Origin of the sequence: Amycolatopsis mediterranei (genome assembly GCF_026017845.1) — a bacterium.
Lineage (GTDB): Bacteria > Actinomycetota > Actinomycetes > Mycobacteriales > Pseudonocardiaceae > Amycolatopsis > Amycolatopsis mediterranei.
Genome location: NZ_CP100416.1, coordinates 923,702 through 935,493 on the forward strand (window position 1 = coordinate 923,702; position 11,792 = coordinate 935,493).

Annotated in this window: 14 protein-coding genes; 9 read left to right on the forward strand and 5 right to left on the reverse strand. The window is 71.0% G+C overall.

Going from position 1 to position 11,792, the window contains the following annotated elements; translation table 11 throughout:
- Positions 1 to 151: 151 nt before the first annotated feature.
- Together ISP_RS04450 and ISP_RS04455 are read left to right on the forward strand one after the other, a co-directional pair.
- A complete protein-coding gene (locus ISP_RS04450; protein WP_013222789.1) occupies positions 152 to 790 on the forward strand; it encodes a TetR/AcrR family transcriptional regulator in 639 nt (212 codons plus the stop codon).
- Between the two features lie 64 nt (positions 791 to 854).
- Positions 855 to 1,742, forward strand: a complete 888-nt coding sequence (locus ISP_RS04455) for a GH12 family glycosyl hydrolase domain-containing protein (RefSeq protein WP_080582911.1) — start codon at positions 855 to 857, stop codon at positions 1,740 to 1,742.
- Between the two features lie 38 nt (positions 1,743 to 1,780).
- Here the strand turns inward: ISP_RS04455 and ISP_RS04460 are convergent, their stop codons facing one another.
- The 4 genes from ISP_RS04460 to ISP_RS04475 all read right to left on the reverse strand — a co-directional run bounded on the left by ISP_RS04460 (position 1,781) and on the right by ISP_RS04475 (position 5,746).
- Positions 1,781 to 2,647 (reverse strand): aldehyde dehydrogenase family protein, encoded by an 867-nt coding sequence (locus tag ISP_RS04460; RefSeq protein ID WP_013222792.1) that lies wholly within the window; start codon positions 2,645 to 2,647, stop codon positions 1,781 to 1,783.
- Positions 2,640 to 4,073, reverse strand: a complete 1,434-nt coding sequence (locus ISP_RS04465) for an aldehyde dehydrogenase family protein (protein ID WP_013222793.1) — start codon at positions 4,071 to 4,073, stop codon at positions 2,640 to 2,642. The genes ISP_RS04460 and ISP_RS04465 overlap by 8 nt, the downstream gene beginning before the upstream one ends.
- Entirely contained in the window at positions 4,073 to 5,047 is a 975-nt protein-coding gene (gene deoC / locus ISP_RS04470) for a deoxyribose-phosphate aldolase (protein WP_013222794.1), read from the reverse strand. The genes ISP_RS04465 and deoC overlap by 1 nt, the downstream gene beginning before the upstream one ends.
- Before the next feature lie 84 nt (positions 5,048 to 5,131).
- Positions 5,132 to 5,746: a DUF1707 SHOCT-like domain-containing protein gene (locus ISP_RS04475; RefSeq protein WP_049878216.1), complete on the reverse strand. Its 615-nt coding sequence runs from the start codon at positions 5,744 to 5,746 to the stop codon at positions 5,132 to 5,134.
- A gap of 85 nt (positions 5,747 to 5,831) precedes the next feature.
- Here ISP_RS04475 and ISP_RS04480 point away from each other — a divergent pair, with 85 nt between their 5' ends.
- From ISP_RS04480 to ISP_RS04500, 5 genes are read left to right on the forward strand one after another with little or no spacing between them, the layout of a single operon-like run.
- Positions 5,832 to 6,254: a protein-tyrosine phosphatase family protein gene (locus ISP_RS04480; RefSeq protein WP_013222796.1), complete on the forward strand. Its 423-nt coding sequence runs from the start codon at positions 5,832 to 5,834 to the stop codon at positions 6,252 to 6,254.
- A 5-nt stretch (positions 6,255 to 6,259) separates the two neighbouring features.
- Positions 6,260 to 6,883: a uracil phosphoribosyltransferase gene (upp, locus tag ISP_RS04485; protein WP_013222797.1), complete on the forward strand. Its 624-nt coding sequence runs from the start codon at positions 6,260 to 6,262 to the stop codon at positions 6,881 to 6,883.
- A 34-nt stretch (positions 6,884 to 6,917) separates the two neighbouring features.
- Positions 6,918 to 7,829 (forward strand): pentapeptide repeat-containing protein, encoded by a 912-nt coding sequence (locus ISP_RS04490; RefSeq protein WP_013222798.1) that lies wholly within the window; start codon positions 6,918 to 6,920, stop codon positions 7,827 to 7,829.
- Between the two features lie 35 nt (positions 7,830 to 7,864).
- A complete protein-coding gene (locus tag ISP_RS04495; protein WP_014466608.1) occupies positions 7,865 to 8,449 on the forward strand; it encodes an RNA polymerase sigma factor in 585 nt (194 codons plus the stop codon).
- The gene (locus ISP_RS04500) at positions 8,446 to 9,723 is read left to right on the forward strand and encodes a hypothetical protein (RefSeq protein WP_013222800.1); all 1,278 of its coding nucleotides are present in this window, start codon (positions 8,446 to 8,448) and stop codon (positions 9,721 to 9,723) included. Before ISP_RS04495 ends, ISP_RS04500 begins: the two co-directional genes overlap by 4 nt.
- Here the strand turns inward: ISP_RS04500 and ISP_RS04505 are convergent.
- The gene (locus ISP_RS04505; RefSeq protein WP_013222801.1) at positions 9,696 to 10,313 is read right to left on the reverse strand and encodes a TetR/AcrR family transcriptional regulator; all 618 of its coding nucleotides are present in this window, start codon (positions 10,311 to 10,313) and stop codon (positions 9,696 to 9,698) included. The genes ISP_RS04500 and ISP_RS04505 overlap by 28 nt on opposite strands.
- Positions 10,314 to 10,396: 83 nt before the next feature.
- Between ISP_RS04505 and ISP_RS04510 the strand changes: the two genes are divergently transcribed.
- Together ISP_RS04510 and ISP_RS04515 are read left to right on the forward strand one after the other, a co-directional pair.
- Positions 10,397 to 10,798: a MerR family transcriptional regulator gene (locus ISP_RS04510; protein WP_013222802.1), complete on the forward strand. Its 402-nt coding sequence runs from the start codon at positions 10,397 to 10,399 to the stop codon at positions 10,796 to 10,798.
- Positions 10,799 to 10,848: 50 nt separating this feature from the next.
- Positions 10,849 to 11,772 (forward strand): aldo/keto reductase, encoded by a 924-nt coding sequence (locus tag ISP_RS04515; RefSeq protein ID WP_230468998.1) that lies wholly within the window; start codon positions 10,849 to 10,851, stop codon positions 11,770 to 11,772.
- The last annotated feature ends 20 nt before the right edge of the window (positions 11,773 to 11,792 follow it).

Consider the following 11,792-nt stretch of genomic DNA (forward strand, 5'->3'; position numbering starts at 1 on the left):
TATGCGGAGGATTACATTCCGGTTCTCTGTCCAAGGTACCGAAGCGGAGGGAAGTCGTCCACTAGGTGGCGGCTACCCATTCGCGCGGGGAGTGTGTGGCCTGCTGCCCGTGCGAGAATCAGCCCGCGCGATTCAGCGGAAGGCGAACGGCATGACGGCAGACCCCGAGACCACCCTGCGGGCGGACGCGCGGCGCAACCGCGACCAGATCCTGGCCGCCGCGAAGAGCATCTTCGCCGCTTCCGGTCCCGAGGCGCCGATGGAGGAGATCGCCCGCGCGGCCGGCGTCGGCGTCGGCACGCTCTACCGCCGGTTCCCGGACCGGGACGCGCTGATCCGGGCGGTCGCTATGGACAACTTCGAGCGGGTGCTCATCGACGCCCGCACGATCGCCGCCGAGGAGACGTCGCCGTGGCGCGCGCTGGAGCGGCTGCTGCGGCACTCGGTGGCGCTGCAGCTGAGCGTGCAGCTGGCCATGGTCTCGCACCGGGCGCTGGTGATCTTGAAGAACGACCCGGAGGTCCGCCGCCTGCGCGACGAGATCCTGGTGGTCCTCGACGGCTTCGTCGACGGCGCGAAGGCCGAGGGCAAGCTCCGCGAGGACGTCGGGGCCGGCGACATCGCGATCCTGCTGGCGACGCTGCTCCGGCAGATGCGCGCGAAGGCGCCGGAGGTCGCCGAGATGGCGGCCCGGCGGTGCGTCGGCATCATGATCGACGGCCTCAGCGTGCGGCCGGGTTCGGCGCTCCCCGGCCGTCCGATCACGTCCCGGGATCTCGACCCCGACTGATTTCGCCGATTTCCGTGTTAGGGTCCGCCTCGTTCTGCCGGCAATTGCAGCTATGGGCGGGAAAATGCGACGAAGAACGCTGGCCGTGGTGTTGGCGATTTCCTTCCCGGTGCTCGCCGGGTGCGGCGGCACGCCCACCGACGGCGTAGCGGCCGCGCCGGCTTCACTGCCGGCGCCGGTGCCCACGTCTTCTTCTTCGGTGGCACCCCCTCCTGCTTCGTCTTCCTCTTCGCTGCCGGCGCCCTCGACGTCTCGACCTGCGCCTCCGTCGACACCGGCACCGCCGTCGACGGCGGCGGTCCGGAGCTGCCGCACGCCGGAGTTCACCACCAGTGACCCCGACGGCGGCTGGTCCGACGGCGGCTACTACGTCCACAACAACATGTGGAACGCCGGGGAAGCGGGCCCGGAAACGCTGCGGGCGTGCGCGTACGACAACTGGTACGTCGAATCCACCCAACCCGATTCGACGTCGGTGAAAACCTATCCGAACGTGCACAAGGACATCGACAACCAGAACGGAAAACCGTTCAACGACTATTCGGTGATCAAATCCACCTTCGCCGGCCGCGGCCCGGGCACGGGCGTCTACGACGTGGCGTACGACCTCTGGCTGAACGGCGTGGGTGACGGCAAGGGCGTCACCGAGGTGATGGTCTGGACGGAGAACCTCAAGCAGCAACCCTCGGGCGACAAGCTGACGACGTACGCGGCGGCCGGCTTCACCTACGACGTCTGGGCGGACGACGACGGGTACGTGGCGTTCGTGTCCCGCTCGACGCAGTATGCGGGCAGCGTGGACCTGAAGGCGATGATCGCGTGGGCGATCGGCAAGGGCCTGATCCCCCCGAACCCGACGGTCAACCAGATCGGCTACGGCATCGAGTTCTGCTCGACCGGCGGCGGCAAGGCCCGGTTCACGCTGTCGGACTTCTCGGTGGCGATGAGCTAGCGGCCGCCACGCGAGGTGGCGGCCGCCGGCTCACCAGGTCAGACGCCCAGCGGGTGCCAGACCGTCTTGGCCTCCAGGTACCGCCGCAGCCGGGTGAGGTCCGGGGCCGTTGTCCAGTCCGGTTCCGCCTCCGGGACCGTCAGCACCCGCTTCACCGTGTTCGCCGCTTCGCGCGCCAGGCCCGGGCGGTCCGCCGGGGCGGCTCCCGTCGGGTCCAGCGCGTTGACGTCGCCGTGGGAAGCCAGCCAGGGGCCCAGCTCGGCCGCGTGGCCGGTGAGGATGTTCGCCACGCCGCCCGGGACGTCGGACGTGGCCAGGACCTCCGACAGCGTGATCGCCGGCAACGGCCGCTCCGCGCTCGAGACCACCACCGCCGTCGAGCCCGTGGCCAGGACCGGGGCCAGGACCTCGACCAGGCCCAGCAACGACGACTGCTGCGGCGCCAAGACGCCCACCACCCCGGTCGGCTCCGGGACCGTGAACGAGAAGTACGGGCCCGCCACCGGGTTCGCCGCGCCGAGGACCGTGGCGATCTTGTCCGTCCAGCCCGCGTACCAGACCCAGCGGTCGATCGCCGCGTCCACCAGGGACTCGGCTTTCTTCGCGGCCTGGCCTTCCGACGCCGATACCTCCGCGACGAACTGGTCGCGACGGCCTTCCAGGACCTCGGCCACCCGGTAGAGCACCTGGCCGCGGTTGTACGCCGTCGCCGCCGCCCAGCCGGGGAAGGCCTTGCGCGCGGCCACCACCGCGTCGCGGACGTCCTTGCGCGACGCGTGGGCCGCGTTCGCCAGGAACTTGCCCTTCGCGTCCGTCACCGGGTAGACCCGGCCCGACTCCGAACGCGGGAACTTGCCGCCCACGTACAGCTTGTACGTCTTCGCGACGGAAATTCGGTCAGACATTCAGGTACGCCTCCAGCCCGGTGCGGCCGCCTTCGCGCCCGAAGCCGGATTCCTGGTAGCCGCCGAAGGGGGCGGTGGGGTCGAAGCGGTTGAAGGTGTTGGCCCAGACCACGCCGGCGCGCAGCTGGTTCGCCATCCACAGGATCCGGGAGCCCTTTTCGGTCCAGATGCCCGCCGAAAGCCCGTACGGTGTGTTGTTCGCCTTCGCGACGGCCTCGTCCGGCGTGCGGAACGTCAGCACCGACAGCACCGGGCCGAAGATCTCCTCGCGGGCGATCCGCATCGACTGGTGGACGTTCGCGAACACCGTCGGGGCGAAGAAGAACCCGCGGTCCGGGACCGGGCACGGGCTGGTCCAGCGCTGCGCGCCCTCGGCGTCCCCGGCTTCGACGAGCCCGCGGATCTTGGCCAGCTGCTCGGCGGAGTTGATCGCGCCGATGTCGGTGTTCTTGTCCAGCGGGTCGCCGATGCGCAACGTCGAGACGCGGTAGCGCAGCTTCTCCAGCACCTCTTCGGCGATGGACTCCTGCACCAGCAGGCGCGAGCCCGCGCAGCAGACGTGCCCCTGGTTGAAGAAGATGCCGTTGACGATGCCTTCGACGGCCTGGTCGAGCGGCGCGTCCTCGAAGACGATGTTCGCCGCCTTGCCGCCCAGTTCCAGCGTCAGCTTCTTCGGCGTGCCCGCGACCTGGCGCTGGATCGCCTTGCCGACCTCGGTCGAGCCGGTGAAGGCGATCTTGTCGATGTCCCCGTGCTCCACGATGGACGCGCCGATGTCGCCCGCGCCCGGGAGGATGTTCACCACGCCCGGCGGCAGCTCGGCCTGCTGGCAGATCTCGGCGAACACCAGCGCGGTCAGCGGTGTCGTCTCGGCGGGCTTCAGCACCACGGTGTTGCCGGTGGCCAGCGCCGGGGCGATCTTCCAGGCCAGCATCAGCAGCGGGAAGTTCCACGGGATGATCTGGCCCGCGACACCCAGGGGGCGCGGCGAAGGGCCGTAGCCCGCGTAGTCGAGCTTGTCGGCCCAGCCCGCGTGGTAGAAGAAGTGCGCGGCCGCCGTCGGGACGTCGGAGTCGCGCGACTCCTTGATCGGCTTGCCGTTGTCGAGGCTCTCCAGCACGGCCAGCTCGCGCGAACGCTCCTGGATCAGCCGCGCGATCCGGAAGAGGTACTTCGCGCGCTCGGTGCCCGGCATCTTCGACCAGACACCCGTGAAAGCCTTGCGCGCGGCCTTGACCGCGATGTCCACATCGGACTTCGACGCGGTGCCGACCTCGGCCAGGACCTCCTCGGTGGCCGGGTTGATCGTCTTCAGCGGCTCACCCGAGCCGTCGACGAACTCGCCGTTGACGAACGGCTTGTAGGCGTCCTTCAGGTTCGCGATGGCGCGCGATTCCGGCGCCGGTGCGTACTCGAAAACAGGCATCAGTCCACCGTCACGTAGTCGGGGCCGCTGTAGTGGCCGTCCACCTGGGTGCGGCGCTGCAGCAGCAGGTCGTTGAGCAGGCTGGACGCGCCGAAGCGGAACAGGTCCGGGGTCAGCCACGGCTCGCCGGCGACCTCGTGCACGGCGACCAGGTACTTGATCGCGTCCTTCGTGGTCCGGATGCCGCCCGCGGGCTTGACGCCGCGCAGCTCGCCGGTCTGGACGTGCCAGTCGTGCACGGCCTGCAGCATGATGTGGGTGACCGGCAGCGTCGCGGCGGGGGAGACCTTGCCGGTGGAGGTCTTGATGAAGTCGCCGCCGGCCAGCAGCGCCAGCCACGACGCGCGCCGCACGTTGTCGTAGGTCGCCAGCTCGCCGGTCTCGAGGATGACCTTCAGGTGGGCGTCGCCGCAGGCGGCCTTGATGGCCCGGATCTCCTCGAAGACGTCCATGTACCGGCCCTCGAGGAAGGCCCCGCGGTCGATCACCATGTCGACTTCGTGCGCGCCGGCCTCGACGGCGATCTTCGTGTCGGCCAGCTTGATCTCGCGGCTGGTGCGCCCGGCGGGGAAGCCGGTGGCGACGCTCGCGACGTGCACGCCGCTGCCCTTCAGCGCTTCGACGGCCGTGGCGACCATGTCCGGGTACACGCAGACGGCGGCGACGCGCGGGGTGTCCTGGCGTTCGGGGTCGGGCCGGACCGCCTTCGCGGCCAGCGCCCGGACCTTGCCCCGGGTGTCGGCGCCCTCCAGGGTGGTCAGGTCGACCATGGAGATGGCGGTGTCGATGGCCCACCGCTTGGCGTCCTTCTTGATGCTGCGCGTGCCGAGGCCCGCCGCGCGCTGCTCGACGCCGACCTGATCGACACCGGGCAGCCCGAGCAGGAAGCGGCGCAGGCTCGCGTCGTCGCGAGTCGCGTCCACCAGCGGTGCCGGGGTGGCCGGCGCCGCTGACGTGCTGGTCGTGGCTGTCATGCGCCTGAGTCTAGGCGGCGGGTCCGGCAGCGCGAGCCCAGCTTGGGTGTGACGCGGCGTGCATGACGCGTCACAACGCTGAGGTCAGGCCCCTTCGATCTGTGGCGGTTCGGACCGTTTCGCCGGCTTCCGGTACACGACGACGCCGCCCCAGAAACCCAGCCCGTTGATCTTCACCGTCGGGGCCGTCGGCGGGGCCGGGGGTGCGCCCGACTTGTCCTCCAGCACGAAGCCGCCCATGAAGCCGATGCCCGTGACGTCCACGTTGATGTCGTCCGGGACCGTGATCGTGATCCCGCCCATGATCGCGACCGCGGTGATCGTGCAGTGCTTGTCCGCGAAGCGGGCCTGGCGCAGGTCGATCTCCGCGCCGCCCCAGAACGCGAAGCTGTTGTGCTGCGGGGGCAGGACCCAGCTGCCCTTGCGGACCGCGCCGGACATGACGCCGATCGACACCGGGCTGCCCGGGTGGCCGCCGATGCGCTGGTCCGGGAAGCCGAGGGCCCGCGTCGTGGCCGGCTCGAGGGCCGCCGCGGACGTCGGCAGGTCCGCCGTCACCGGCTTCAGCTCGCCGACGGTTTTCGCCGCGTAGACCGTGGTGAGCCGCTCTTCGAGCTCGTTCACCGTGATCCGGCCCTCCGAGAGGGCGTTGTGCAGCACCTGGGCGACGCGTTCGCGGTCCGCGTCGGAAGCCCGCATCTGGTCGGGCGTCAGTTCGCTCACCCGGCGTAGCCTATCGGCGAAAACCACCGAGCGTGTCCCTCTTCCGGAGGACACTGACCCGATGGTCGAGTTTCCGGACGGCACCCGCGTGAACGGGCGTGGGCTGGGCCGCCCACGTCCCGACGGACCCGAGCCCGATTTCGGGCTCTACCTGGGGACGAGCCGGCTGCGGCGCAAGCACGGCGGCGGCATCACCTGGCCGCACGAATGGGTCACCTGGCCGGACTTCCTCCTGCCGGTCCACCCCGCCGATGCCCGCGAAAAGATCAAGGCCCTCCACGAACGGGCGAAGACCGAGACCGTCGAAGTCGCGTGCTACGGCGGTGCCGGGCGGACCGGCACGGTCATGGCCTGCCTGGCCGTCCTCTCCGGCGTCCCGGCCGGCGAAGCCGTCGCCTGGACCAGAACGCACTACCACGAGCGAGCCGTCGAAACGCCCTGGCAGCGCGGCTGGGTGAAGAGCTTCGCGAAACGGCTAGATTGACCCGCATGGATGTGCACGTCGTCGACCACCCCCTCGCGAAGGCCCGGCTCTCCACGATGCGCGACGCGCGCACCGACAGCGCCGCGTTCCGGGCCGCGCTGCACGAGCTGACCGTCATGCTGGTCTACGAAGCCACGCGCGACGTGCCGGTGAAGATCGAGAAGATCCACACGCCGGTCGCCCGCACCGATGGCTACAAGCTGGCCAAGCCGCCGCTGCTGGTGCCGGTGCTGCGCGCCGGGCTGGGCATGGCCGACCAGGCGCACAAGCTGATCCCGGACGCGCAGATGGGCTTCGTCGGCCTGGCCCGCGACGAGGAGACGCTCAAGCCGACGCCGTACCTGGAGTCGCTGCCGGAATCGCTCGCCGACCGGCCGGTCATGGTGCTCGACCCGATGCTCGCCACCGGCGGTTCGATGGAGTACACGATCCGCCTGCTCACCGACCGCGGCGCCGACGACGTCACGGCCATCTGCGCGCTCGCGGCGCCGGAAGGCCTGGCGCACCTGGAAAAGACCGGCCTGCCGGTCCGCGTGGTCACGGCGAGCATCGACGAGCGCCTCAACGACTCCGGCTTCATCGTCCCCGGCCTCGGCGACGCGGGTGACCGCCAGTACGGCGCCGTCTGAGCCGGTGCCGGTCCTGAAGTGGCGGTGGATCGCCGTGACCGCCGTCGCGGTCGCGGCTGTCACCGGGGTGCTGCTCTGGCTGTTCCTGGCCTGGTCTCCACGGCCGGACGCGCCGGTCCGGATCGACGCGGTCAAGACGGCGTTCGGCGTCGGCGCGGGCGCGGGCGGCGTGTTCGCGCTGTGGCTCGCCACGCGCCGCCAGCGCACGCTGGAGCTGCAGCTGGCCGAGACGACCCGCGTCGCGAGCGTCACCGAACGGGACCTGGAGGAGCGGCGCGTCACCGAGCTGTACACGAAGGCCGTGGAGCAGCTCGGCAGCGACAAGGCTCCGGTGCGGCTCGGCGGGCTGTACGCGCTTGAGCGGCTCGGGCAGGACAACCCGAAGCAGCGCCAGACGATCGTCAACGTGTGGTGTGCCTACCTGCGGATGCCGTTCAAGGCCCCGGTCGTGGGACTCAAAGGCACTGCGGCACGCGACCTGGAGGACGACCCCGAGGAGAGTGAACTCCTCGTCCGGCTGGCCGTGCAGGAGCTGCTCAAGACGCACCTGAGCCACGACGCGGCGGGCTACTGGCCGGGGATGTCGATCGATCTGCAGCGAGCCACGCTCGTCGACTTCCGGCTGAGCGGCTGCACCCTGGCCGCCGCCGACTTCAGCCGCGCCCGGTTCATCGGTCAGCTCCACATCTGCGGCACGCGCTTCACGCGCCAGGCGGGGTTCTACGGCACGGAGTTCCGCGACATCGTGAACTTCGACCGGTCGGTCTTCGAGGAAGGCGCGTTCTTCTCCCGGGCGCACTTCACCAGCAACGTCCGCTTCACCCGGATCCGCTCCGGCGGCCGGTTCGAGTTCTCGCGCACGGTCTTCGTCGAGGGAGCCGACTTCGACGGCGGCGAACACCAGGAGCTCGACCTGACGGACGCGCAGTTCCCCGAAGCCGGGTAGCGCAACATCCGGGCCGGTGCCGGCCACGAAGGGGTGTGACCAACCAAGCGACGGGGGCGCCGGTGGGTGATCAGGCGCTGGATGACCGGGCGCTGTGGGACCGGGCGGCCGAAGGCGACGAAGCGGCCTTCAGTGAGCTCTTCGAACGGCACGTGGAGGCCGTCTGGAACCACGCCTACCGGCTGACCGGCTCGTGGAGCGCGGCCGAGGACCTCACTTCGAACACCTTCCTCACCGCTTGGCGCCGCCGCGCCGAGGTGACGTTGGTGCGCGACAGCGCGCTGCCGTGGCTCTACACCGTCGCCGGCAACGCGGCCCGCGACGAGTACCGCGGCGCGCGAAGGCGGCTGCGGCTGCTGCAGAAGATGCCGGACGCGCCGGTCGTGTCCGATCACGCCGACACCGTGGCCGAGCGGCTCGACGGCGAGCGGCGGCTGCGCGAGATCGTCGAGGCCGTCCGGACGCTGCCCAAGGCGCAGCGGGAGGTCGTCGAGCTGTGCCTGCTCGGCGACCTGAGCGCCGCCGACGCCGCGGCGCTGCTGACCGTCGCCGAGGGCACCGTCCGCGCCCACCTGTCCCGGGCCCGCGCCCGGCTGCGCACGTTGCTGGAGGAGAAATGAGCGACGACCTCGGCCTGCCACTCCGGCAGAAGCTCCCGGACGACGTCCGGGCGCGGTTGCGGACCGAAGTCCGCCAGGGCCTCGCGAAACCACGGCGGACGAAGCACCTCTGGTACGCCGCCGCGGCGGCCGTCGTGGTGCTGGCCGCGGGCGCGGTCGTCGCGACGCAGGCGATCCGGCCGCAGCCCGTGGCCGGTCCCGCATCGGGACCGCCGCCGAGCCCGCACGTCCCCAACCGGCTCACCCTCGACGTGCAGGTGGCGACCTCGTCGCTGGACCGCTGCTGGGCCGCGGTGCAGGCGGCGGGCAAGGAGGACCGCGTGCCCCCGCGTGCGGACTGGGTCCCGCTGTTCACGGAGGTCTTCCAGGCCGACGCGGTGGTCGCGGCGACCGCCGCCGGCAAGCCGATGTTCTGCGAGACCACCGAGACGACCGTGACGCTGTCGGACCCGGGAGCCACGCCTGCCTACGCCCCGGACACGCGCACCGGGCTGTTGCTGCACAGCGCGACCGGGATGGTCGGCGGGATCCTCGCCCCCGACGGAGACGGGCTGTTCCTCGACTCGCTGACCGAAAGCGGCGACAACATGTCGCAGACCATCTACTTCTCCCCGGTCACCCGGCAGTTCGTCGGAGTGACCCGGAGCGACCCGGCACGGACGACGCTCACCATCGGCAGGCCGATGCAACCGGGCGCGAAGACGTTGCCCGCGGCGCCGCCGCCCCTGCTTTCGGTCGTGGACCGGCCGGTGACGACCGACCGGACGTCGTCCGCGGGCCGGGCGCTGGGCGACTGCCTGGCGGCGGCGGAGCTGGAAGTGATCCCCGACGCGGCGGCGTACGAGCCGGGGCCGCTGCTCGAGACGGACGACTACCGGGTGGTCCTCGGCCGCCGCGGCGACCGGTTCGTGGTGTGCACCACCGAGCCCGACTACCGGCGGCCGGGGAAGACGAGGGTCCGCGCGTTCCCCAGCGGTCCCCCACCGGAGAAACCGCAGGCATACCCCTTGCTCGTGGACACCCTGGGCCATCCCCAGACGGGTGCCCCGCCGGGGGTGGCTCGCCGGCCGTTCGCCGCGGTCCTGCCCGCGACCGCGGCGACGGCGGTCGTCGACTTCGGGAGCGGCGCGAGCACCGAGGTCCACGTCGTGGACGGGATGGTCGTCGTGTGGGCCCCCGCGAACGTCAAGGTCCTCCCGGAAACGAAGGTCCACGTGACGGCGCGGGACGCGAAGGGCGGGGTCGTCTACGACGGGACGGTACCGCTGGTCTGAGGCCGCAGCCAGCCGGAGGCGTTCGCGCGCAGGGCGGCTTCGTAGGCGCCCGTGATGTCGAACTCGTCCGGCAGGTTGCCGGTCAGTTCCAGGGACACCAGGCCGTGCACGATGGCCCAGCAGCCGACCGCGACCGTCTCGGGTGGGACGTCGAGGAAGACGCCGTCGGCGATGGCACGGCGGATGATCCGTTCCAGCGGCTTGAGCGTCTCGCGGGCGAGCTTCTCGGCGTCTTCGTTCGGCTCGAACCCGGGCACCGACTTGGTGAACATGATCCCGTAGAGGTGCGGGTCGGCCAGCGCGCTCGTGCGGTAGGCGCTGCCGAGGGCGACGAGGTCCTCGACGGGGTCGCCGGTCAGCGGCGTCCCGGCCATCCGGGCGCCGAAGCGGCGGAAGCCTTCGGTGTACAGAGCGTTCACCAGATCGGGTTTGCTGCCGAAGAGCGAGTACACGGCGGTGGTCGACGTCCCGGCGTCGGCGGCCAGCTTGCGCAGGGAAAGCGCCTTCGGCCCGTCGGCCGCGAGCAGCTCGCCGGCCCGGTCGAGCAGCTTGAGCCGGAGCGCTTCGTCGTGCGTGCGTGGTCGCGCCATGCACTCAGCGTATCGGAACAGCGTTATGGAAGGCCAGAGCGTGGAGTTGACCTGGAGTGCACTCCAGGTCGTACTGTCGGGCCATGAGCTACTCGATAGCGGAAGCCGCGCGACGTAGCGGACTGTCCATCGACACCCTCCGGTACTACGAGCGCATCAAACTGCTCGACCCGCCCGCGCGGGACACCGCGGGCCGCCGGGCCTATTCCGACGACGACCTCAACTGGCTGGGTTTCCTGACCAAGCTGCGCACCACCGGGATGCCCATCAAGAGCATGCGCGAGTACGCGTCGCTGCGCCGTCACGGCGTCGCGAGCGCGGGCCGCCGCAAGGCCCTGCTGGTGGAGCAGCGCCGATCGGTCGCTGAGCGGATCGCCGAGCTGCAGGGCTGCCTCGACATCCTCGACTACAAGATCGAAAACTACGCCCAGGTCGAGCGCAAGGTGCTCGGCGTGGAACCCGGCATGGAGGAGATTTCCGCGTGAAGAACAGGAAGCTGGGCGGCCTGGAGGTCGGCGCCCAGGGGCTCGGCTGCATGGGGATGAGCCAGGCCTACGGCGTCCGCGACAACGACGACGAGTCGATCGCCACGATCCACCGCGCGCTCGAGCTCGGCGTGACGCTGCTGGACACCGCGAACGTCTACGCCAACGGCGTCAACGAGGAGCTGGTCGGCCGCGCGATCGCCGGCCGCCGCGACGAGGTCGTGCTCGCGACGAAGTTCGGCATCGTGTGGAACGACGGCGCGATGGGCGCCCGCGGTGACGCCGCGTATGTGAAGCAGTCGTGCGACGAGTCGCTGCGCCGGCTCGGCGTCGACCACATCGACCTCTACTACCAGCACCGCGTCGACCCGGACACGCCGATCGAGGAGACCTGGGGCGCGCTGGCTTCGCTGGTGGAGGCCGGAAAGATCCGGCACGCCGGGATTTCCGAGGCGAGCGCGGCGACGATCCGGGCCGCCCACGCGGTGCACCCGGTGACGGCGCTGCAGAGCGAGTGGTCGCTGTGGACGCGGGGGATCGAAGGCGAAATCCTGGACACGTGCCGCGAGCTCGGCATCGGGATCGTCCCGTTTTCGCCGCTGGGCCGCGGTTTCCTGACGGGCGCGGTGAAGTCGGTCGCGGACCTGCCGGAGGACGACATGCGCCGCGGCCTGCCGCGCTTCGCCGAGGGCAACTTCGAGCGGAACATGGCGATCGTCGAGGCCCTGCGCGAGCTGGCCTCGGACAAGGGCGTCACCGCCGGGCAGCTGGCGCTGGCGTGGGTCCAGGCCCAGGGCGAGGACGTGGTGCCGATCCCGGGGACCAAGCGCCGCAAGTACCTCGAGGAGAACGTGGCGGCGGCCTCGCTGGAGCTGACGGCCGACGACCTGGCGGCCATCGCGGCCGCCGCACCGGCCGAGGCGATCGCCGGAGAGCGCTACCCCGAACGGCTCGCCCGCGCGGCCGGCCGGTGAGCCCGTATCCCGCCCGCGCG

Bases quoted from the DNA above. Each gene is read 5' to 3' on its own strand.
- ISP_RS04450 (WP_013222789.1), top strand. From the start codon at position 152: ATGACGGCAGACCCCGAGACCACCCTGCGGGCGGACGCGCGGCGCAAC.
- ISP_RS04455 (WP_080582911.1), top strand. From the start codon at position 855: ATGCGACGAAGAACGCTGGCCGTGGTGTTGGCGATTTCCTTCCCGGTG.
- ISP_RS04460 (WP_013222792.1), bottom strand. From the start codon at position 2,647: ATGTCTGACCGAATTTCCGTCGCGAAGACGTACAAGCTGTACGTGGGC.
- ISP_RS04465 (WP_013222793.1), bottom strand. From the start codon at position 4,073: ATGCCTGTTTTCGAGTACGCACCGGCGCCGGAATCGCGCGCCATCGCG.
- deoC (WP_013222794.1), bottom strand. From the start codon at position 5,047: ATGACAGCCACGACCAGCACGTCAGCGGCGCCGGCCACCCCGGCACCG.
- ISP_RS04475 (WP_049878216.1), bottom strand. From the start codon at position 5,746: ATGCGGGCTTCCGACGCGGACCGCGAACGCGTCGCCCAGGTGCTGCAC.
- ISP_RS04480 (WP_013222796.1), top strand. From the start codon at position 5,832: ATGGTCGAGTTTCCGGACGGCACCCGCGTGAACGGGCGTGGGCTGGGC.
- upp (WP_013222797.1), top strand. From the start codon at position 6,260: ATGGATGTGCACGTCGTCGACCACCCCCTCGCGAAGGCCCGGCTCTCC.
- ISP_RS04500 (WP_013222800.1), top strand. From the start codon at position 8,446: ATGAGCGACGACCTCGGCCTGCCACTCCGGCAGAAGCTCCCGGACGAC.
- ISP_RS04505 (WP_013222801.1), bottom strand. From the start codon at position 10,313: ATGGCGCGACCACGCACGCACGACGAAGCGCTCCGGCTCAAGCTGCTC.
- ISP_RS04510 (WP_013222802.1), top strand. From the start codon at position 10,397: ATGAGCTACTCGATAGCGGAAGCCGCGCGACGTAGCGGACTGTCCATC.
- ISP_RS04515 (WP_230468998.1), top strand. From the start codon at position 10,849: ATGGGGATGAGCCAGGCCTACGGCGTCCGCGACAACGACGACGAGTCG.